This window comes from Streptomyces sp. P9(2023) (genome assembly GCF_032436795.1).
In the GTDB taxonomy this organism is placed as follows: domain Bacteria; phylum Actinomycetota; class Actinomycetes; order Streptomycetales; family Streptomycetaceae; genus Streptomyces.
The window spans coordinates 23,912-45,695 of the sequence record NZ_JAUPWM010000004.1 but is presented as its reverse complement, the minus strand read 5'-3'; the positions used below and the strand labels follow the sequence as shown (position 1 = coordinate 45,695).

The following is a 21,784-nucleotide window of genomic DNA, read 5'->3' as shown; positions in this document are numbered from 1 at the left end:
AGCGGGGCCCTTTCGCGTACCGCCGGGGGGACGTGCGTCACAGAGGCGCCTGGTTCCGCCGTGCGGGTGGGGACCCTACGCTCGGGGCCATGTTCGCTGCCTACGCCGCCCGAATCGACCGCGACCAGCCGCTGAACGGCCTTGAGCTGGGGGAACGGCCCGAGCCCGAGGTGCGTCCCGGGTGGACCACCGTCACCGTCAAGGCCGCCTCGCTCAACCACCACGACCTCTGGTCCCTGCGCGGGGTCGGACTGCCTGCGGAGAGGCTGCCGATGATCCTCGGCTGCGACGCCGCGGGCATCGACGAGAACGGCGACGAGGTCGTCCTGCACTCGGTCATCGGCCAGACCGGCCACGGGGTCGGCCCCGACGAGCCCCGCTCGATCCTGACCGAGCGGTACCAGGGCACCTTCGCCGAGCGCGTCACCGTGCCCTCCTGGAACGTGCTCCCCAAGCCCAAGGAACTCTCCTTCGAGGAGGCCGCCTGCCTCCCGACCGCCTGGCTCACCGCGTACCGCATGCTCTTCACCAACGCGGGCGTGCGCCCCGGCGACTCGGTCCTCGTCCAGGGTGCGGGCGGCGGCGTCGCCACCGCCGCGATCGCCCTCGGCAGCGCCGCCGGCCTGCGGGTCTTCGCCACCAGCCGGGACGAGGCCAAGCGCAAGCGCGCCGTCGAACTCGGCGCGGTAGAGGCGTACGAGCCCGGCGCGCGGCTGCCGAAGCGGGTGGACGCCGTCATCGAGACCGTCGGCGCCGCCACCTGGTCGCACTCGGTCAAGTCGCTGCGCCCCGGCGGCACCCTGGTGATCTCGGGCGCGACGAGCGGCGACCGCCCCTCGCACGCCGAGCTCACCCGGATCTTCTTCCTGGAGCTGAAGGTCGTCGGCTCGACCATGGGCACGAAGGACGAGCTGGAGGACCTGCTGTCGTTCTGCGCCGCCACGGGCGTACGGCCGGTGATCGACGAGGTGCTGCCGCTGGACCGGGCCCGCGAGGGCTTCGAGAAGATGGCCGCGGGCGATCTGTTCGGGAAGATCGTCCTGACGACGTCCTGAACGTCGTCCGGAACTCGTCCGGAACGACGTCCTGACAAAGGCTTGATGCATCGTCAGATGTGCTGATGGGATCTCCGGCACTGCGATCACACCGTCGTGCCGGAGGTTCTCATGTTGCGAACGACCCTTGCCGCGGGCGCCGTTGTCGCCGCGCTCCTCGCCCCGCCCGGCGTCGCCCACGCCGACACCGCGGGCGCGATACCCGTGCTCACCGACGACCGCGGCCGCGCCCTCACCCTGCGCGGCTGGAACGTCGAGGACAAGACGAACCGCGGCGAGCAGGCCCTCTCCGCCATCACCGAGCGCCATTTCCGGGACATGCGCGCCCAGGGCTTCAACTTCGCCCGGCTGCTGGTCTTCTGGGACGACCTGGAGCCGAAGCGGGGCCAGTACAGCGAGTCCTATCTGCGGAAGATCGAACGCGTCCTGGACTGGGCGGAGAAGTACGACGTCAACGTCCTCATCGACGCCCACCAGGACGTCTTCGGACCGGCCTTCGGCCACCGGGGCGTGCCCGCGTGGGCGACCAGGACCGACGGACTGCCCTTCACCCCGCACCCGGACGACTGGTTCGCCGAGTACTTCGAACCGGCCGTCCAGCGCGCCTTCACCCATCTCTACGAGGACGAGGACCTGCGGCGCGCCCAGGCCGCGATGTGGCGGGTGCTCGCCGACCGCTTCGAGGACCATCCGGCCGTCCTCGGCTACGACCTGATCAACGAGCCCATGGGCGAGCTGCGCGCGGACGAGGACCTGCCGACGGCCGCCCGCCGCATCGAGCGCGAGCAGCTGACCCCGATGTACAACCGGCTCGCGGACGCGGTCCGTTCGGTGGACCGGGACACCTGGGTCTTCGTCGAGCCGACCCCGATCGTCGGCGAGGGCGTGCCGACGGGCCTCGGCAGGATCGACGACCCGAAGATCGTCTACGCCCCGCACTTCTACAACACCGCCATGGAGGCGGGCGCCGACTACGACCCGGCGGCCGGCTGGATCGAGACGTACGAACAGGCCGTGACGCAGTACCCCAGGGATTACCAGGTCCCGGTCGTCGTGGGGGAGTGGGGGCCGCTCAACAACTCCCTGCCGAACATGAACCGCTTCTACCGCGAGGCGATGGCCTCCCTCGGCCGGTACGGCAGCGGGTGGGCCGGCTATGTGTGGTGCTACGGCGGCGGGTACTGCGCGGTGGACGGCGCCGGGACCTTCCGTACGAACAAGGAGCTGACCGCCGAGCCCTACGCGGAGGCCGTCGCGGGCACGGTCGCCTCGGCCGCGTACGACTCCGGGGCGGGCGTCTACCGCCTGGAGTACACCGCCTCCCGCCAGGGGTCCCGGGTCACCGAGCTGTCCCTTCCCCCGGGCGCCTGGCAGGTGACGGCTCGGGGGAAGGCGATCGTGCTCCGCACGGACAAGGCCGCCGGGCAGTCGGACAAGGGCGGCCGGACCGCCTGGGTCCTCGCCGCGCCGGGCGCCCGGGTGACGGTGACCGCAACCCGGGCCGCCGCCCGCCAGGCCGCCGCCCGCTAGGCGTCCTTCCGCTCCGGGCGCAGCAGGGACGTGAGCCGGTCCGCCGCCGTCGACAGATGGCGGCGGGCCTCGGTCAGCTGCGCCGCCGTCACCCCGTGGTCCCGGGCCGCGTCACGGACGTCGTCGCGGAAGCGGTCCAGGAGCCGGTCCAGGTCACGGGCCGGTTCCCTGGTGGACTCGACCGTCCGGGCCCAGTCCCGGACGGCTTCCTCCGGTACGCGGTCCTCCGGGGCGTGGTCCTCGGCGACGGGCCCCGCCGGGGCGGGCTCCCCGGGTGCGGAGGTCCGGCCCGACGCCTTGGGGTGCGTCGTGCCCGTGACCAGGCCGCCGAGCTGCGCGGTGATGTCCGAGAGGCCCTCCCAGACGCTCGTCGGCCAGTCGCCGCGCGCGAACCGGTTCTGGACCTCGTCCTGGACCTGCTGGGCGATCCGCTGGAACTCCTTGGCCTGCCGGCGCGCCGACTGGGCCTCCTCGCGGGCCTGGCGGGTCTGCTCCCGCCACTCCTGCTTGGCGCGGCGCAGCTCCTCCTTGGCGTCGGCGAACGAGGAGTCCTTCTGCCGGGTCTCGCTCGCCGCCGCGCGCATCTCGCTGCGCAGCTTGCCCGCCGCCCCGCGCACGTCGTCGCGGATCTCGGCCGCGAGCTCGGAGACCGAGTCGCGGATCTCCCGCTCCAGGTCGGCCAGTTCGCCGACGCGGCCGGCCAGCTCCGCGCGGCCCGCGTCGGTGATCGAGTACACCTTGCGGCCGCCCTCGGTGGCGTGCGTGACGAGCCCTTCGGCCTCCAGCTTGGCGAGCCGTGGGTAGACCGTACCGGCCGACGGCGCGTACAGACCCTGGAACCGCTCCTCCAGGAGCCGGATCACTTCGTAGCCGTGGCGGGGGGCCTCGTCGAGGAGCTTGAGGAGATAGAGACGCAGGCGGCCGTGGGCGAAGACGGGCGGCATGTCACAGCACCTTTCCGGAGGGCGAGGACGCGGACGTGGTGGAGGAGGACGACGACGAGGACGGGGGCGAGGCGTCGACGTCGTCGGAGCCGACCGGGTCCGGGCGGCGCAGCAGGGCGATCGAACCGGAGACCGTCGTGGCCTTGAGCGTGCCGCGGCCGTCGCCGAGCGTGCCGGTGATGCTCTTGGTGCCCCACTGCCCCCAGACCCGCAGGTCGTCGAAGGCGTTGGAGACGGCGCCGCTCGTCGTGCTGGCCTCGACCCGGGCGTCCGTCGGGTGCGGGATCCGGATCGCGACCTCTCCGGAGACGCTGGTCAGCCGGATGTCGGCGGGCGGGCCGGCCGGCTCGCCGGCGTCGAGATCGATCACCATGTCCCCGCTGACCGTGTCGGCCTTCACGGAGGCCCCCGAGCCGTCGATGACGGTCAGATCGCCGGTCACCGTGTTGACCCGGAGCGCGCCCGTGACGGACTGGGCCTCGAAGGAGCCCGCGACGCTCTCGGCGCGGACCGGACCGGAGAGCCCGACGAGAGTGGTGTCACCCGTGACGCCCTGGACGTCCGTACGCCCCTTGATGCCGGAGATCACGGCGCCGGCCGCGATCACGCCCACCTCGACGTCCGTGCCGGCCGGAACGGCCAGGGAAACGACGGCCCGGCGGCGGTGGCCCTTGCGGTCGAGCCACTTGAGGAAGCCCTTCCAGTGCAGGTCCTCGTAGCTGACGGTCAGGGTCGAGCCCTCCTGGGTCACGATCAGCGGCGGGCCCTCGATCTCGGAGACCTCCAGGCGGGCGGTGGTCTCGTCGGTCCCCACCACGTTCACCGTGCCGTGGACGACACGGACCCGGAGGCGGGTGACGGGCTCGGTCAGCGTGAGTTTCGTCGGCTCGGCCACGGACCACTCTGTCATCGTGCTGACCTCCCGTTCGGCGACGCAACATATCGCGTCTCTCCGTAGACACGATATATCGCGGCACGGGGAAGTCAACCCCCGTTCGGTGGGCGTGCGGGCCGACATTCATCCTCATAACGGGAGAAATTGGCCTAGCGTAAGGCCCATGAACGCGACATCCGGATCGCGCCGCCCCGCCGGCGCGCTGCTGCTCTGCCGCGCCGAGCCCGCGGCGGTCCGCCCACCGGCCCAGCTGCTGCGCGAACAACTGCTCCTGGCGCCGGCCGGAACGGAATGGAGCGTCGTCGTCCCCGAGGGAAAGCCCTGGCTCCACGGCGGTGAGCCGGTCGAGCGCGTGGTCACCGGCTGGGCCACCGCACTGGCCGTCTCGGCCGCCACCTGGCCCGTCCTCGCGCTCTGGTGGGACGCGGACCGGGCCGGCTTCACCCTCGCCGCCGGGTTCCGCCGCACCGTCGGCTACACCTGGCTGGCGGACGGCACCCCGGTCGGCGAGGACGAGGCGATGCGCACCTTCGCCGCCCGGCTCGCCCTCGACCCCGTCCTGGACGTCCAGGCCCTGGAGCCGCTCACCCGCCCCGACGGCGACGCCGACGCGCACACCCGGCTCATCGCCCTGACCGCCGTCCTCGCGCGCGTGGGCCTGGTCATGCCCACCGGCCTCACCCCCGGCGAGAGCGCCGACCGGCTCCGCTCGGTCGCCCTGGCGCAGGGTGCGGAACAGCTCGAATGGTCCGGCTGGCGCGACGCCGTACGCGCCGAACTCGACGCGGTGGAGGGCGGCCCGTTCGGCCCGTATCTGCGCGGCCCCAGGGCCCGGCTGCTCGGCGCGGCCCAACTCGGGGCGGGGCTGCCGCTGCTCGCCTGGGGGATCAGCCGCCGCAGCGGAGGCTGGACGGCGGCGGGGGGTCTGCTGGTCGTGCACGGCGCGCTGGGGCTCGCGTACGACCGACTGCGCGGTCAGTGACCCCCGAAGGGGGTCACCCGCACCTGGGGCGTCCTACTCGTCCTCGTCCTCGTCCTCGTCGTCGAGGCGGGCCAGCCAGGTCGCGAGGCGCTCGACCGGCACCTCGAAGTCGGGGTTGAGGTCGACGAACGTACGCAGCTGCTCGGCGAGCCACTCGAAGGAGACCTCCTCCTCGCCACGCCGCTTCTCCAGTTCCTCGATGCCACGGTCAGTGAAGTACATACGATCAGGATAGGCCGTGGTCCGCGCGGACCTATCGCGCTTGTCAGCGGCAGGGACTAGCCTTCTTCATCATCGTTTCGGGGAGCGGGGGGCCGCTGTGACGCATGGGATCGCTCGGATACGACTGGACGACGGAACGCCCGTCTGGGCCCGCGTCAGCGAGCCGGAGGAACTCCGCCGGGGCGGCGGTTTCACGGACACCGGCATCGGGGACCGGGTGGTCTCCATGGCCGAGGGGCTCACCGACGTGGTGCGCGGGGTGGTCGGTTCCCTGCGGGGCGGGCTCGACCCGCAGTCGCCGGTCGAGGTCTCCGTCAGCTTCGGCATCGAACTGTCCGCGCAGGCGGGCAAGGTGATCAGCGTCCTCGCGGAGGGCGGCGGCACGGCCTCGATCGCGGTCTCCCTCACCTGGACCGAACCGGGCCCGGCGCAGGAGCCCGCTCAGGAGCCGCAGGAACCGGCGCCCGTACCCGGATCGGCGCCGGAGCCGGCCCCCGTCACGGGCCCGGCCACCGTGCCCGGCCCCGCGCACGCGCGCGATGACGGGCCGTCGCACCGGCCGGCGGCCGATGGCGCCGTATGAGCGCCTTCGAATCACTCGTGCGCCCCGCACTGGTACGCATCGCGGCTCCCGGTGACGGGTATGACCCGCTCGGCGACCGGTACTGGGGCACCGGCTTCTTCATCGCCCCCGGCTGGGTGCTGACCTGCGCCCACGTCGTGGCAAAGGGGGGAAGCGCGGTGTGGAAAGGCGAGCGGGCCGTCGGCATCGTCTGGGACGGCGGAGTGACGACCGGCGAGGTCGTCCTCGCCAGCCCGCGCCCCGCCGAGCCCGAACAGCGGCTCGACCGCTGGGACTTCCCGGACCTCGCGCTGGTCCGCGTCCCCGACGCCCGGGACGCCAGCTGCGTACGGCTCAGTGAGCGCGCCCCCGTCATCGCGGAGCCCATCCCGGTCGCGCTGCACGGCTGGTCCCGGGTGACCGGCCGGCTCGCGATCCGCGAAGCCCTCGGCCAGGTCCACGGCGTCGACGGCGGGGCCCTCCTGCTGAGCGGGACCCAGCCCGTGGAGGGGCTCTCCGGGGGACCCGTGGTCGATCTGAACCGCGCGGTCGTCATCGGCCTCAACAAGGGGCGCGGCGCGGACGAGGGCGCCGCCGTCCCCATCACCTCCCTGCAGTGGCTCCGCCGGGAGCGCGGCGGCGAGGTGCTCTCCGAGGTCATGCGGGACCACGACCGGCACCATCTCGCCCGGTACCACTCGCTCTCCGACGAGGCCGACTGGACCAGGGCGCAGCTCCACCACCGGCCGCCCACCGCCCAGGGCCTCGACCCCGGACGCCGTATCGATCTGTACGGCCGGCTCGCCGAGCTGCCCCCACCCACCGGCCCCGGAGACGTGCTGCACCTCGTCGACGAGGCCCGCCGGCTGACGGTCGGCCACGACCTGCGCCCCGTGCTCGAAGTCGCCCCGCAGACCTGGCGCGAGGGCGTCGGACTCCTCCACGAACTCCACGAGCCGGACCAGGAGTCGGCCGCGGACCTCGGCCCGAACGCCGTGTTCGTGTACGCGGCGAAGGTCGCCCGGCACGTCAGGGAGCGGCACGGGGACAGCGTCGCGCTACGGAGTCTGGCCACCTGGGTCACCGAGGCGGCGACCGAGATGCCGCTCCGTACCCGCAAGGCGATCGCCGGCGCCCTCGCCGTCGGCCGGGCGGCGGCCGACGGCCGTCCCACCGGCGGCGGCCCGGTGCGGGAGCCCGGGGCGCGGGCCGACGTCCTCATCGAGATCGACCCCCCGCGCTACGGCCGGAAGTTCCCCTGGCAGGTGAAGCTGCTCTTCGACGGGCGCACGATCACCCCGCTGCACGGCGACGACGAGGGCGTCGAGCGCGAACGGCTCCGGGACACCCTGCGGGAGCCCCTCGCGGACGCGCTGGCCCGGGGCGACCGGGGCGAGCATCTGGCCGCCGTCGAGGCGCTGCTGCCGCGCGAGCTCTTCGACGAACCCCTGGACACCTGGCGTCTGTCGCCCGACGACGAACTCTTCGACGAACGCTCGCTGCCCCTCGGCCACCGCCGGATCGTCGTCATCCGGGACGCCGGCCGGCGCACCCGCGCGCCGGCGCCCGAGTGGCACCGGCGGTGGCGTACGGCAGGGATCGGACCGCTCCGGGCGGTACCGCTGCGCGCCGAGGTGCTCGCGGCGCGGCGGGACCTCCACGCGGCGCACCGGATCCGCCGGGAGTCCCCCCGACAGGCCTGGGTACGGCTCTCCGAGGCGGCGGACGGCTCCGTTCCGGTCTACTGCGGGCCCGTGGGCAGCGGAGACGGACTCAAGGCCATGGCCGCCGCGCTTGCCGCCGGTCACCCCATCGCCCTCTGGCGCACCGGCGCCCACGATCACGACCACGCCGCCTGCGTCGAGTTCCACGAGCGGGCCGACCGGCTGCTCGCCGAGGCGGGCCGGGCCGAGGGGCTGCACGGGCCGGTCCTCTCGCTGCGCAGGCGGGTGGCAATGGACATGGACCTGGCCGACATGCCTCTGGACCTGGACCTCGACCTGGACCCGGGCCTGGACCCGGATCCGTACTTCGACGAAGACCCGGCCTTCGACCCGGCTTTGGACCCGGCTTTCGACCCGGCCTTCGGGCCGGACGGTTCCGAGCACGCCTGGGCCACGAACCTCGCCGTCCTCTTCGATCCCCCCGACCGCCCACCGCACGAAGATCCGCTCCAGGGTCCGCCGATGCTCGGCGAGGAGGAGTGGTGACCCCGCGACCGCCCGGTGGACCGCCCGGTGGACCACCCGGTGGACCACCCGGCCAAAAGGTCCGGTTAGCCCATCGGCAGCGGGTGCGGTCGGGCGGTACGTTCGAAGGGCCGGGCCACGACACCACACCAGCCAGGAGGAGTTCGACGTGAACGATTGGCGGATCTACCGTGGTGCCGGCCACCCGCACGACGAGATACGGCGGTTGCCCGCCCCGCCGCCCTGGCGGGACTTCTCGACCGGGGGAGCGGACGACACCCTGGCCGGCTCCGACCGGCGGCTCGGGGTGCGCCGCCGCCTGGTCCAGAACCACCACCCCCGGCCCGCCGAGACCGACGCCGTCAACGCGGCGCTCTACCTGCGACGCCCGCTCCTGGTCACCGGCAACCCCGGCACCGGCAAGTCCACGCTCGCCCACGCCGTAGCCCACGAACTGGGCCTGGGCCGGGTGCTGCGCTGGCCGATCGTCAGCCGCTCCACCCTCCAGGACGGCCTGTACCGCTACGACGCCATCGGCCGCCTCCAGGACGTCCAGCTGGAGCGGGCCCAGGCCGGGTCGACGGTGCCCGCCGCGACCCCGGCGGGCATCGGCTCGTACATCAGGCTCGGACCGCTCGGCACCGCGCTGCTCCCCTCCGAGCAGCCCCGCGTCCTGCTCATCGACGAGCTCGACAAGAGCGATCTGGACCTGCCGAACGACCTGCTGAACGCCCTGGAGGAGGGCGAGTTCGCCATCCCCGAGCTGGAGCGGCTCGCCGACCGGGAGCCGGTCGTCGAGGTGCTGACCGACGACGGCCGGAAGGTGCCGGTCCAGGGCGGCCGGATCCGCTGCTCCACGTTCCCGTTCATCGTGCTCACCTCCAACGGCGAACGGGACTTCCCCGCCGCCCTGTTGCGCCGCTGCATCCGCCTGGAGCTGGAGCCGCCGGGCGAGGAGCAGCTCGGCGCCATGATCGAGGCACACCTCGGACCCGACGCGGCGGCCGGCGAAGAGGGCCTGGTCAGCCGCTTCCTGAACCGCGAACCCGGCGAGGTCATCGCCACCGACCAGCTCCTGAACGCGATCTATCTGACCCAGCACGCCCCGCGCACCGAGCGGGTGACCCGGGAACGCATCGCGGACATGCTCATGCAGCCGCTCGATCAGCCGAGGTGATGGCCGGATGCACCGGATGCATCTGGAAGAGCTCACCCGCAGACTGCGGGCCGGTGGCCAGGACCCCACCGCCGAGGAGGTCGCGGACGCCGTCTGGCTAGCCCAATGGCTGCCGAGTCCTCCCCCGGACCCGGACCCGGACGCGGACCCCGACGCCGACCCGGACGTGGGCCCGGACTCGGACCTGGCGGCCCACTCCGGGGCCCGGCCGCACGACCCGGAGCACCGCGAGCCGTCGGGGGAGGGGCGAGATCCGGCCAACGGCGACGGCGGCGACGGTGGCGACGCCCCGTCCTCGCGTACGGGTACGGACACGGGTCCGGGAATCGACGGCGAACGCGCCCCCGGCGGCGGCACAGGCCCCGGTGACGACGGAACCCGGCCCGCCCGCCCCTCCGACACCGTGGACATCAGGCCGTTCCTCAGCTCTTCAGGCGCCGGCACCAGCGCCGCGCGCGGGACAGCGGGCAGCAGGGCCCTCCCCGTCCGCGCCCCCGGCGCCAACGCCCTGCCCGGCCTCCTCGGCCTGCAGAAGGCCCTCCGCCCGCTGCGCCACTACGCCCACTTCCCGCTGCGCCCCGGCGAAGGCCTCCTGGACGAGGAGGCGACCGCCGAACGCAGCGCGGCGGCGGGCATCCTTCTGCCCGTCCTGCGCCCGGCGGCCGGCCGCCGCCCCGACATCCAGCTCCTCATGGACACCGGCCCCGCCATGGTCGTCTGGACCCGCATGGTCGAGGAACTCCGCCAGGCCTGCCAGCAGTCCGGCGCCTTCCGCGACGTCCAGGTGCACCGGCTGTACGACACGGGCGACGGCGCGCCGCTGGTCACCACCACCTCCGGCGCCGACGGCCGGCCCCGGCTGCGCCCGGGCGACCAGCTCCACGACCCCACCGGCCGCCGCCTCACCCTGATCGTCAGCGACTGCGTCGGCCCCTTGTGGCAGCGCGGCGCGGCCCAGCGGCTCATCCACCAGTGGCCCCGGCAGTCCCCGCTCGCCCTCGTCCAGCCCCTGCCCCCACGGCTCTGGCCCCGGACCGCGCTCTCCGTCGAACCGGGCCTGTTGCTGCGCCCCGCCGCCCCCGGCGGGCACACCGGGTTCCAGCCCGACGAGGAGCCCTGGGAGCCGACCTCCCCCGACACGCGCGCGGTGCCCGTGCTCACGCCCACCCCCGAGGCGTTCGCCTCCTGGGCGCGGCTGCACGCCGGCCACGGCTCGGGCGCGGTGCGCGGCTGGGCGGCCCTGATCGCCCCCGAGCCGCCGCGGACCGCGGCCACGGTCACGTCGGCCACCACGCCCCGCACGCCCGCCAAGGCCCGTGCCCCCCGCAGCGACGAGGAGTTGCTGCGCGCCTTCACCGCCGGCGCGTCGCCCGGCGCCCTGCGGCTCGCCGTCCATCTCGCCGCCGCCCCGCTCGCCCTGCCCGTCATGCAGCTCGTCCAGCGCGCCATGCTCCCCGACACCGGCCCCATGGAGCTGGCCGAGGTCCTGCTGAGCGGCCTGCTGCGGCAACTGCCCGGCCCCGCCCCGTACCCGTGCTTCAGCTACGCGCCGCGCGTCCAGCAGCATCTGCTCGGCTCCCTGGACCGGGGCGCCGCCGCGCTCGTCCTCAAACACTGCTCGGAGTACGTGGAGCGCAATTTCGGCCAGGGCATGCGGAACTTCCCGGCGCTCGCCGCCGCCCGGCTCGCCGGCCACCGCGCCGACGGCGAGCCGTCGGCCGCGCCCGGCCCGGTCGAGGGCGACGAGGGCACCGACGAGCCCACCGGCCCGGTCGGTACGGAACCCGAACTCTTCGCCCGGATCCCCGCGCGCGTGCTCCGCTTCTACCACCCCGACCTCATCACCCCCGATCCGCTGGCCGCCGCGCGACGGCTCTTCGACCAGTGGCTCGGCCAGTCCGACTCCTCGCTGCTCGGCAGGGCCCGCGGGCAGGCCGAGGCCGCGCTGCCCGACCACCCCGTCGAGGCCGGGATCCTGCTCGGACGCGTGCTGTACGCGGAGTCCGGCACCGCCGCCGTCCAGGGCACCGAGCGCCGCCAGGAGCTGCTGAGCCGGGCGCTGACCGAGCTGGAGCGGGCCGGCGGCCTCGCCGAGCCGGGCGGCGCCGAGTGGGCCGAGGCACGGCTCGAACAGGCCGTCGCGCACCACGGGTTGTGGCGCCACACCGCCGACCCCCAGCACCTGGACGACGCCCTCGCCGCGCTCTTCGGCGATGTGCCGGACTGGCCCGAGGTGCACCACCACACGCTGCATCTGCGCCGGGGGCGGCTGCTCCTCGCGCGCGGTGACGGCGCCGCCGCGGCGACCGAACTCACCACCGCGCTCTCCCTCCGGGAGAGCGCCCCGGCGCTCCTGGACCTCGCCGACGCCCTGCACCTCGCCGGCGCCGACCCGGCCGAGGTCGTCCCCGTACTCGACCGGGCGGAGCCGCTGCTCGGCGAGGCCACCGCGCTGCGGCTGCGCTGGACCACGGCGCGCGCCCGGCTGTACGACGCGGCGGGCGACGGTCCGGCCGCCGACACCGCCTACGAGGAGGCCACCCTGCTCGCCCCCGCCGACAGCGGCCGGCGCGGCCGGATCCTGATGACCTGGGGCGAGTCCCTGATGCGCCGCGCCGCCACCGCCCCCGGCCAGGCGCCCGTCGACCGCGCCGAGGGCGTGCTGCGCGAGGCCCTCACCAGCCTCCCGGCCGACGCCCCGGAGCGCGCCCGGGCCGGGATCCTCATCGGCACCGTGCTCGCCCTCCGCTTCCACCGCGCCGGATTCCTGCCCGACCTCTTCGAGAGCCGGCACCTCCTGGAACAGGCCGCGCGCACCACGCGGGACATCGGTCTGCGCTCGGAGGTGTGGCTGCAACTGGGACGGGTGAGACTGGAGTTGAGCGAGTCCGCACGGGTCGGCGTCCTGGGCGACGCGCTCACGGCGTTCGAACGCGCCGGGGAGGACGCCCGGTCGGCACACGGCGACACCCCCGGGACGATCACCGGCGCCCGCGCGCTGCACGCCCAGGGGGCCGTCCTGTCCCTGATGGGCCGGAACGCACGGGCCCGTACGGTCCTGCGCGCGGCGGCCGATCAGTGGCGGCGGCTGACGGCCGCGCTGGTGGAGGTGGACTGGAGCGACGTCGAACGGACCAGGACGCTCCTGGCGGAGGTGGGCGCGGAGCAGAACCCGTACCGGCCGCCGCTCTCCGCCGAGGACCGGCGCCGGATAGCGCCGCCGTGGTGGACGTGGAGCGAGACGGCCGGCTGACGGACGGACGGCCGCTGCCGTCGACGAGGGGAAGCCGGTACGGAGAGCCGGTACGGACAACGGCTGAATAACGGGGGCGCGAATGGGCGCAGTTGAGTCGAACGGGTTTCTGACTTCCTGGCGTCGGGAAGAACCGCTGCGCCGCTACGACCGTGGGGGACTGGCGTCGGTGAGGAGGAGCCGAGGGTGTTGGAGCACATGGAGTGGGTCGCCGGCGTCGACCGGGGCGAGGGCCGCCCACCGCACCTGCCCGATCTCACGGCCGTCGACCTGCGGACCCTGCGATTCATGGACGATCCCGAGCTGGCGGACGCCGTGGAGCGGGTCCTCTGGCAGCCCCGGGATCTCGCCGAGTCCTGGCAGGAGGGCGCGCTCGTCGACAGCTGCACGTCCGGTGGCGGCCATTGACCTCCGAGGCCGTCTCCACCGTCTGATTCCGGTCAGAAGCGCGAGCCCGCCCCCGGCGCGTCCGGGGAGGCGGGGATGACCCTCGCGCCGCCGCACGCCGAGGCCTTCGCGGAGCTGGCCCGTACCCGCTCCGCGACGCAGAGCGTCTCCCTGCTGCGCTCGACGCTGCACGCCCGGCGTCTGCTGCTGCTCAAGGCACTGCTCGTCCGCGTCCACCGGCAGCGGGACTCCGTCGACCCCGTCGTGTACCGCCGGTTCACCGAGGCCTGGCGGCTCCTGGAGCGGATCGAACGGCGTCACCCGGCGGTGGTCCGCGACCTGCTCGACTACCCGACGACCGGGACATGGCTGGCCACCGCGCTGAACGAGCCGCCCGGCCCGCTCCTCGACCGGCACCTCGCCCGCCTCGACCTGCTGGCCGTCACCGCCGCCCTGCGCTCCGGCGCACCCCTCGACGTCACCGTCGACGCCCCCGACGGACTCCTGTCGCTGCCCGGCGTCGGACGGTTGCGGACCGGGCCGCGCGCGGGGCACGCGGACCGGGTCCGGATCCGGGCCCGGTCCCGTACGGTACGGATCCGGCCCGAGGGACACGCCCGCCGGCCGCCCGTCGTCCTGCTGCTCACCGACCGGCGGACCGGAGCCCTCACCGGACGGGGCCCCGGCTGGACCGGTCTGACCGTCCTCAGCGGCTCCGTCGCCCGGCTCGACGACCTCGACCCGTACCGGGTCCCGCCCGGCGGCATCGGCAGCCCCGCCCGGGACGGAACGGAGCACTCCGCCACCGACCGGGCGGCCTGGTCCGCCTGCTGGCGCTCCGCCCAGACCCTCCTGGCCCGCACCGACCCGGCCCGGGCGGCCGAGGTGCGCCGGGCCGTGCGCGCCCTCGTGCCGCTCGTCCCCCGCGGCCCCGGCTCCTCCGGAGCCACCCTGAGCGTCGCCCCCGGCGCCGTGCTGACCTCGCTGCCCTCCGGGGCGCAGGACATGGCCGAGACCCTCGTCCACGAGCTCCACCACAGCAAACTGGCCACCCTGCACGAGCTCGTCCCGCTCTACCTGCCCGGCCGGGCCGCCGTGCACCGGGTCGGCTGGCGTTCCGACCCGAGGCCCATCGCGGGCGTGCTCCACGGCGCGTACGCCCATCTGGCGCTGACCGACCTGTGGCGGCGCGCGGGCACCGCCGAGAGCGCGCCCGCACCCTGGCGGACCAGTGCCGGGCAACAGTTCGACCGTATCCACGATCAGGTGGGTGAGGCGCTGTCGATCCTGCTTGAATCTGATGAACTGACCAGTGAGGGGCGGGAGTTCGTCCATCAAATGAGGCGGCACCACGCGAGCCTGGGCGCAGCCCCGAGGGCGGCTGGGTAACACTGTGCCAAGCGCACATGACACTGCGTTGCGCGGGAGCGGGACGGGAGACGTACAGATGGCGGAACAGCGGTCGGGTGGCGGCGCGGCGGCGGACCACGGAGGGAGAGCCGCACCGGAGCATGTCCTCGTGGTCTTCCCCGGCTATCACCGCCCGTGGTCGGCCTGGATCGGCCAGCGCCTGGAATCCCACGGGGTGCGGACCACGGCCCTGCGCTGGGACCCCCCGCGCGAGTCAGCCCTTGAGGACTCCCTGGGCGACCTGCTGCTCGCCCGCGGGCAGGTGCTGCTCGTCCTCGACGACTGGTTCTTCCAGCTCGGCCCCCGGCCGGCCGGCGAGTGGAACGACGTCCTGCGCGGCTTCGTCGCCGCCAACGCCGACCGGTTCGCGGCCGTCAACCTGACCAACCGCACCCTCCTCCCGGCCACCGCCGTCCTCGAACCCGTCAGCCTCTGGGGCGTCGGCGAGGAGGAGGCCGAAGCACGGCTCCTCAGCAGGCTCGGCATCGAACCGCGCCGCACGGCCGCCCGCCGCATCCCGGCCGGCGCCCTCGTCCGCTACCCGGAGACGCCCCCCGACGTCTGGGGCGAGGTCCCGCGCCGCAACCCGCGCTTCACCGGCCGCGACGACCTCCTCACCAAGCTCCAGGAACGGCTGATGGACGCCGAGCGGGGCAGCGCCGCCTGCACGCTGCTCGGCATGTCCGGCATCGGCAAGACCCAGATCGCCGCCGAGTACGCCCACCGCTTCAGCCCCGACTACGACGTCATCTGGTGGGTCAACTCCGACGACCGCAACGTCCAGCGCGACCGCTTCGGCGAACTCGCCGCCGAACTGCGCCTGCCCAGCGGCAACGAACCCGGCGAGCGCATCCGGGCCGTCCGCGAGGCCCTGCGCCGCGGCGACCCGCACAGCCGCTGGCTGATCATCTTCGACGGCTGGGACGACACCGACGGCGCCGGCGTGCTGCTCCCGCAGGGCCCCGGCCATGTGCTCATCACCTCCCGCAACCGCGGCTGGGGCGACCACACCGACATCCTCGAAGTCCCCGGCTTCGACCGCGCCGAGTCCACCGCCTACCTGATGCGCCGCGCCCCGCACATCTCCGGACCCGAGGCGGACGAGGTCGCCGCCGAGTTCGGCGACGTACCCCTGCCGCTCGTCCAGGCCGCCGCCTGGCTCGGCGAGTCCGGCATGGAGGTTCCCGAGTACCTCCGCATGGTCCGCGACGGACGGCTCTCCACCGTGGACGAGCCGTCCGGCGACGGCTTCCCCAACGCCTCCCTCACCTCCTGGTCGATACTGATCAACCGGCTCCGACGCGCCCAGCCGCAGGCCATCGACGTCCTCAGCCTGTGCGCCTCCTTCGCCCCCGGCCGCATCCCGCTCGGCATCGTGCGCGCCTACCCGCAGGCCGAGCTCCCCGAGGACCTTCGCTGGATGGTCACCGACCTCCCGGCCTGGACCCGGGCCCTCGACACCCTCGTCAACTACTCGGTGCTCAGCCGCGAATCACGCGGACCCGTCACCAACGTCGAGGTGGGACCCCACCAGGAGTCCGTGCACATGCACCGGCTCGTCCACGACATCGTCGCCCGGCTCACCGACGGCGAACACCGCGAGGCCCACCGCAAGGCCGTCCGCACCCTCCTCGCCGAGGCCGACCCCGGCAACCCCATGGACAGCCGGCACTGGCCCCGGTACGCCGAACTCCTCCCGCACCTGGAGCCGTCCGGCGCCCTCGCCAGCCGCAACCCCCGCGTCCAGACCGCCGTCCTCAACTGCCTGCGCTACTGCTTCCGCAGCGCCGAGTTCCGGGCCGGCATCCGCCTCGCGGAGAAGATCCGCGACCAATGGTCCCGGTTCATGGACCCGGTCAGCCCCGAGATGCTCGAACTCACCACGCAGGAGAGCTACATCCTGCGCTCCTTCGGCCGCTTCCGGGACGCGTACGAACTCGACATCTCCGTACGGGACCGGCTGAACGCCGCCGAGACCCGGGACGAGCTGGGCTCCCTGCGCTCCGCCATCTCCATCGCCAGCGACCTGCGCTTCCTCGGCCAGTACCAGGAATCGGAACGGATCCAGCGCGAGTCCTACGCCGAGGCCCAACGGCTGCTCGGCGAGACCGAGTTCCTCACCCTCGTCGCCGGACACAACCTCGGCGTCGTGCTGCGCATGCTCGGCCGCTACCGGGAGGCGTACGACCAGGACGTCGCCTCCCTCGCCCGCAGCGAGAGCGTGCTCCGCACCCGGCACGCCCACACCCTCAACTCCAGCAACGCCGTGGCCCAGGACCTCCGCCTCCTCGGCAACTACCGCGAGGCGCTGGCCCGTCAGGAGGCCAACGTCCGGGTGCACGTCCAGGTCCTCGGCCCCCAGCACCTCCAGACCCTGTACGCCCGCGCCCAGCTGGCCCTCTGCCGCCGCCGCGAGGGCGGCTTCCAGCAGGACCTCGGCGCCACCATGGCCAGCCTGCTCGAACAGCAGGAACAGGTCCACGGCCGCACCCACTACACGGCGCTCTCCTCCATCAACAACTACGCCAACTACCTGCGCGAACACGGCGACCTCGACCACGCGCGGGAGCTCAGCAACGAGGCCGAGGCCGGCTACCGCGCCCTCCTCGGCCCCGCCCACCCCATCGCCACCGGCGTCCTCGCCAACACCGCCCTCGTCATGCAGGCCGCCGGCGAACGCGCCGATGCCCTCGCCATGCTGGAGGCCGCGCTCGCCGGACTGACCGCCTCCCTCGGAGCCGACCACCCCTGGGCCCTCGGCTGCGCCCTCAACGCCACCGCCGCCCGTAACTTCAACGGTCGCGTCGGCGACGCCGCCGAACTCAGCCGCGAGACCCTGCGCCGCGCCCGCCACACCCTCGGCAACGAGCACCCGCTCACGCTGTCCTGCCAGGTCGCGCTCGCCACCGACCTGCGCGGCCTGCGCGAGGTCGAGGAGGCCGGGAAGCTGGAGGAGGACGCCCTGCTCACCCTCACCAGGACGCTGGGCGCCCAGCACCCGCACACCCTCTCCGCTCGCCAGCGCAACCGCCCGTACTGGGACTTCGAGGCCAACCTCGGGTAGGCCGGGACGGAACGCCGGAGGCCCGGCGCCCCTCGCGGGGTGCCGGGCCTCTCGACGTACGTGTACCGGAATCGGTACCGCAACGGGTCAGGCGTCGAAGACCTCGTTGACCAGCTGCTGCTGCTCGGCCTGGTGACGCTTGGCCGAACCGACCGCCGGGGACGAGGAGTGCGGACGCGAGATCCGGCGCAGGCGCTCGCCGTGCGGGATGTCGGCGCCGACCGCCAGGTCCAGGTGGTCGATCAGGTTCAGCGCGATGAACGGCCACGCGCCCTGGTTCGCCGGCTCCTCCTGCGCCCACAGGTACTTCTCGGCGTTCGGGTACTTGGCGATCTCGGCCTGCAGCTCGGCACCCGGCAGCGGGTACAGGCGCTCCAGACGGATGATCGCGGTGTCCGTGAGGCCGCGCTTCTGCCGCTCGGCCTCCAGGTCGTAGTAGACCTTGCCGGCGCAGAAGACGACCTTGCGGACGTCGGCCGCGTTCACGCTGTCGTCGCCGATCACCGGGCGGAAGCCGCCGGTGGTGAACTCCTCCGCCTTCGACGCCGCGGCCTTCAGACGCAGCATCGACTTCGGGGTGAAGACGATCAGCGGCTTGTGGTGCGGGTTGTGGACCTGCCAGCGCAGCAGGTGGAAGTAGTTCGACGGCAGCGTCGGCATGGCGATGGTCATGTTGTCCTGGGCGCACATCTGGAGGAAGCGCTCCGGACGCGCGGACGAGTGGTCCGGGCCCTGGCCCTCGTAGCCGTGCGGCAGGAGCAGCGTGACGCCGGAGGTCTGGCCCCACTTCTGCTCGGCCGAGGAGATGAACTCGTCGACGACGGTCTGGGCGCCGTTGACGAAGTCACCGAACTGGGCCTCCCAGATGACCAGGGAGTCCGGGCGGGCCAGCGAGTAGCCGTACTCGAAGCCCATCGCCGCGTACTCGCTGAGCAGCGAGTCGTAGACGTTGTAGTGGGCCTGGTCCTCGGCCAGGTAGAGCAGCGGGGTGTAGTCCTCGCCGGTCTCCTGGTCCACCAGGACCGCGTGCCGCTGACCGAAGGTGCCACGGCGGGAGTCCTGGCCGGACAGCCGCACCGGGGTGCCCTCCATGAGCAGCGAGCCGATGGCGAGGGTCTCGCCGAAGCCCCAGTCGATCGTGCCGTCGTCGAGGGAGGCCGCGCGGCGCTGCATCTGCGGCATCAGACGCGGGTGGACGGTGATCCGCTCCGGGATGTTGACCTGCGACTCGGCGATCCGCTTCACGACCTCCTGGGAGACCGCGGTGGTGACCGAGACCGGGAACTCCGGCTTGGCGTCCGGGACGTGCGCCGGGGCCGGCGCCGAGGTGGCCTCGCGGACCTCCGCGAAGACCTTCTCCAGCTGGCCCTGGAAGTCCTGGAGCGCCTGCTCCGCCTCTTCGAGGGTGATGTCGCCGCGACCGATCAGCGACTCGGTGTACAGCTTGCGCACCGAACGCTTCTTGTCGATCAGGTTGTACATCTGCGGGTTGGTGAACTGCGGGTTGTCGCCCTCGTTGTGACCGCGGCGGCGGTAGCAGATGAGGTCGATCACGACGTCCTTGTTGAACGTCTGGCGGAACTCGAAGGCGAGCCGCGCGACGCGGACCACGGCCTCCGGGTCGTCGCCGTTCACGTGGAAGATCGGCGCCTCGATCATGCGGGCCACGTCGGTCGCGTACATCGAGGAACGCGAGGACTCCGGGGCGGCGGTGAAGCCGACCTGGTTGTTGATCACGATGTGGACCGTGCCGCCGGTGCGGTAACCGCGCAGCTGCGACATGTTCAGCGTCTCGGCGACGACACCCTGGCCGGCGAAGGCCGCGTCACCGTGCAGCGCGACGGGCAGGACGGTGAAGTCCGTGCCGCCCTTGTTGATGACGTCCTGCTTGGCGCGGACGACACCCTCCAGGACCGGGTCGACCGCCTCCAGGTGCGAGGGGTTGGCGGCGAGCGAGACCTTGATCTGCTCGCCGTCCAGGCCGGTGAAGGTGCCCTCGGCGCCCAGGTGGTACTTCACGTCGCCGGAGCCGTGCATCGACTTCGGGTCGAGGTTGCCCTCGAACTCGCGGAAGATCTGCGCGTACGACTTGCCCACGATGTTCGCGAGGACGTTCAGCCGGCCGCGGTGGGCCATGCCGATGACGACCTCGTCCAGGCGGGACTCGGCGGCGGAGTCGATGACCGCGTCGAGCAGCGGGATGACGGACTCGCCGCCCTCCAGGGAGAACCGCTTCTGACCGACGTACTTGGTCTGCAGGAAGGTCTCGAAGGCCTCCGCCGCGTTCAGCCGGCGCAGGATCCGCAGCTGCTCCTCGCGCTCCGGCTTGGAGTGCGAGCGCTCGACACGGTCCTGGATCCACTTGCGCTGCTTCGGGTCCTGGATGTGCATGAACTCGACGCCGGTGGTGCGGCAGTACGAGTCGCGCAGCACGCCGAGGATGTCGCGGAGCTTCATCATCGACTTGCCGGCGAAGCCGCCGACGGCGAACTCGCGCTCCAGGTCCCAGAGCGTCAGTCCGTGCTCGGTGATGTCCAGGTCGGGGTGCTTGCGCTGGCGGTACTCCAGCGGGTCGGTGTCGGCCATGACGTGGCCGCGGACCCGGTAGGAGTGGATCAGCTCGAAGACGCGGGCGGCCTTGGTGACGTCGTCGTCGTGCGAGGCGTCGATGTCCTTGAGCCAGCGGACCGGCTCGTAGGGGATGCGCAGGGCCTTGAAGATGTCGTCGTAGAAGCCCTCCTCGCCGAGGAGGAAGTTCGCCACGACCCGCAGGAACTCGCCGGAGGCGGCGCCCTGGATGACCCGGTGGTCGTACGTCGAGGTCAGCGTCATGACCTTGGAGATGCCCAGCTTGTTCAGGGTGTCCTGGGAGGTGCCCTGGAACTCTGCCGGGTAGTCCATCGAGCCGACGCCCATGATGACCGACTGTCCGGGCATCAGGCGGGGGACCGAGTGGACCGTGCCGAGGCCGCCCGGGTTGGTCAGGGAGACCGTGACGCCGGTGAAGTCCTCCATCGTCAGCTTGCCGACGCGGGCGCGCTTGACGATGTCCTCGTAGGCCTGCCAGAACTCGAAGAAGTTCAGCGTCTCGGCGTTCTTGATGCCGGCGACGACGAGCTGACGGTCACCGTTCGGCTTCACCAGGTCGATCGCGAGACCGAAGTTCACGTGCTCCGGCTTGACCAGCGTCGGCTTGCCGTCCTTCTCCGCGAAGGAGTAGTTCATCGACGGCATGGCCTTGATCGCCTGCACCATCGCGTAGCCGATGAGGTGCGTGAAGGAGATCTTCCCGCCCCGGGCGCGCTTCAGGTGGTTGTTGATCACGATCCGGTTGTCGAAGAGCAGCTTCACCGGGACGGCGCGGACGGACGTGGCCGTCGGCACCTCCAGGGAGGCGTTCATGTTCTTCGCGACGGCGGCGGCGGGGCCGCGCAGCGTGATCAGCTCGGGACCGGCGGGCGCCTCGGTGGCCGGCGCGGCGGCGGGCTTCGCGGCGGCCGCGGGCTTCGCCGCCGGGGCCGCGGGGGCCTTGGCGGCGGGCGCGGCCGTGACCGGAGCCGGGGCGGCGGCCGGGGCGGCCGGAGCCTGAGTGGCGGCGGGTGCCGGGGCCGGAGCGGCCGGGGCCGGGGCGGCCGGAGCCGGGACGGCCTTGGCGGGCGCCGGAGCGGCGGGCGCGGCAGGTGCGGCCTGTGCGGGGCTCACCTGAGGCGCGGCGGCCGGGGTCTCCGTGGCACCGGGCTTGTAGTCGGCGAAGAAGTCCCACCAGGCACGATCGACCGAATTCGGGTCCTGGAGGTACTGCTGGTAGATCTCGTCGACGAGCCACTCATTGGCGCCGAAGGCGGTCGCAGGGTTCTGACCCTGCCCGTCTTGGCCGGTGGAGGTACTCGGGGTACTGGGGGACTGAGACGACACGGCGGTAACCGCCCTCTTCCGCTTCACAAGGTGATGGACAGCGGAAATAAAGGCTACGCCTCCCTGGCCGAGAGGTGCAGGCCGGGCACTACCAACGTCGCGCAAGTCACACTTGACGCGGTGTTTCGGGGCAGGGAATGGCGGGAAACAAGCGTGGTTCTGCCCTCTCGCGGGTACGAGAGGTCTGGGTTGCGGCCCG

The 21,784-nt window shown here is 73.1% G+C and carries 14 protein-coding genes; 10 read left to right on the top strand and 4 right to left on the bottom strand.

Annotated elements, in window-relative coordinates:
* Positions 1-89 precede the first annotated feature (89 nt).
* Positions 90-1,055 (top strand): zinc-binding dehydrogenase, encoded by a 966-nt coding sequence (locus Q5762_RS07200; protein WP_315891143.1) that lies wholly within the window; start codon positions 90-92, stop codon positions 1,053-1,055.
* A 111-nt stretch (positions 1,056-1,166) separates the two neighbouring features.
* On the top strand, positions 1,167-2,585 hold the full coding sequence (locus Q5762_RS07195; RefSeq protein ID WP_315891142.1) for a cellulase family glycosylhydrolase: 1,419 nt from the start codon (positions 1,167-1,169) through the stop codon (positions 2,583-2,585).
* Here the strand turns inward: Q5762_RS07195 and Q5762_RS07190 are convergent.
* A complete protein-coding gene (locus Q5762_RS07190) occupies positions 2,582-3,529 on the bottom strand; it encodes a helix-turn-helix transcriptional regulator (RefSeq protein ID WP_315891141.1) in 948 nt (315 codons plus the stop codon). The two genes, Q5762_RS07195 and Q5762_RS07190, sit on opposite strands and share 4 nt — an antisense overlap.
* A gap of 1 nt (position 3,530) precedes the next feature.
* Positions 3,531-4,439: a DUF4097 family beta strand repeat-containing protein gene (locus tag Q5762_RS07185; RefSeq protein ID WP_315891140.1), complete on the bottom strand. Its 909-nt coding sequence runs from the start codon at positions 4,437-4,439 to the stop codon at positions 3,531-3,533.
* A 148-nt stretch (positions 4,440-4,587) separates the two neighbouring features.
* On the opposite strand from Q5762_RS07185, the gene Q5762_RS07180 reads away from it, so the two are divergent.
* Positions 4,588-5,406: a hypothetical protein gene (locus tag Q5762_RS07180; RefSeq protein WP_315891139.1), complete on the top strand. Its 819-nt coding sequence runs from the start codon at positions 4,588-4,590 to the stop codon at positions 5,404-5,406.
* A gap of 33 nt (positions 5,407-5,439) precedes the next feature.
* Here the strand turns inward: Q5762_RS07180 and Q5762_RS07175 are convergent, their stop codons facing one another.
* On the bottom strand, positions 5,440-5,628 hold the full coding sequence (locus Q5762_RS07175) for a DUF6104 family protein (protein WP_315891138.1): 189 nt from the start codon (positions 5,626-5,628) through the stop codon (positions 5,440-5,442).
* Positions 5,629-5,725: 97 nt separating this feature from the next.
* Here Q5762_RS07175 and Q5762_RS07170 point away from each other — a divergent pair, with 97 nt between their 5' ends.
* The 7 genes from Q5762_RS07170 to fxsT all read left to right on the top strand — a co-directional run bounded on the left by Q5762_RS07170 (position 5,726) and on the right by fxsT (position 17,670).
* The gene (locus tag Q5762_RS07170) at positions 5,726-6,211 is read left to right on the top strand and encodes a CU044_2847 family protein (RefSeq protein WP_315891137.1); all 486 of its coding nucleotides are present in this window, start codon (positions 5,726-5,728) and stop codon (positions 6,209-6,211) included.
* Positions 6,208-8,400, top strand: a complete 2,193-nt coding sequence (locus tag Q5762_RS07165) for a trypsin-like peptidase domain-containing protein (protein ID WP_315891136.1) — start codon at positions 6,208-6,210, stop codon at positions 8,398-8,400. The genes Q5762_RS07170 and Q5762_RS07165 overlap by 4 nt, the downstream gene beginning before the upstream one ends.
* A 148-nt stretch (positions 8,401-8,548) precedes the next feature.
* Positions 8,549-9,556 carry a MoxR family ATPase gene (locus tag Q5762_RS07160; protein WP_315891135.1) on the top strand — a complete coding sequence of 336 codons (1,008 nt, stop codon included), beginning with the start codon at positions 8,549-8,551 and terminating at the stop codon, positions 9,554-9,556.
* Between the two features lie 7 nt (positions 9,557-9,563).
* Positions 9,564-12,809: an SAV_2336 N-terminal domain-related protein gene (locus Q5762_RS07155; RefSeq protein WP_315891134.1), complete on the top strand. Its 3,246-nt coding sequence runs from the start codon at positions 9,564-9,566 to the stop codon at positions 12,807-12,809.
* A 186-nt stretch (positions 12,810-12,995) separates the two neighbouring features.
* The gene (locus Q5762_RS07150; RefSeq protein ID WP_315891133.1) at positions 12,996-13,217 is read left to right on the top strand and encodes a hypothetical protein; all 222 of its coding nucleotides are present in this window, start codon (positions 12,996-12,998) and stop codon (positions 13,215-13,217) included.
* A 75-nt stretch (positions 13,218-13,292) separates the two neighbouring features.
* Positions 13,293-14,585, top strand: a complete 1,293-nt coding sequence (locus Q5762_RS07145) for an HEXXH motif domain-containing protein (RefSeq protein WP_315891132.1) — start codon at positions 13,293-13,295, stop codon at positions 14,583-14,585.
* 58 nt (positions 14,586-14,643) lie between these two features.
* Positions 14,644-17,670: an FxSxx-COOH system tetratricopeptide repeat protein gene (gene fxsT / locus Q5762_RS07140; RefSeq protein ID WP_315891131.1), complete on the top strand. Its 3,027-nt coding sequence runs from the start codon at positions 14,644-14,646 to the stop codon at positions 17,668-17,670.
* Between the two features lie 87 nt (positions 17,671-17,757).
* Here the strand turns inward: fxsT and Q5762_RS07135 are convergent, their stop codons facing one another.
* On the bottom strand, positions 17,758-21,585 hold the full coding sequence (locus Q5762_RS07135; protein WP_315891130.1) for a multifunctional oxoglutarate decarboxylase/oxoglutarate dehydrogenase thiamine pyrophosphate-binding subunit/dihydrolipoyllysine-residue succinyltransferase subunit: 3,828 nt from the start codon (positions 21,583-21,585) through the stop codon (positions 17,758-17,760).
* Positions 21,586-21,784: the final 199 nt, after the last annotated feature.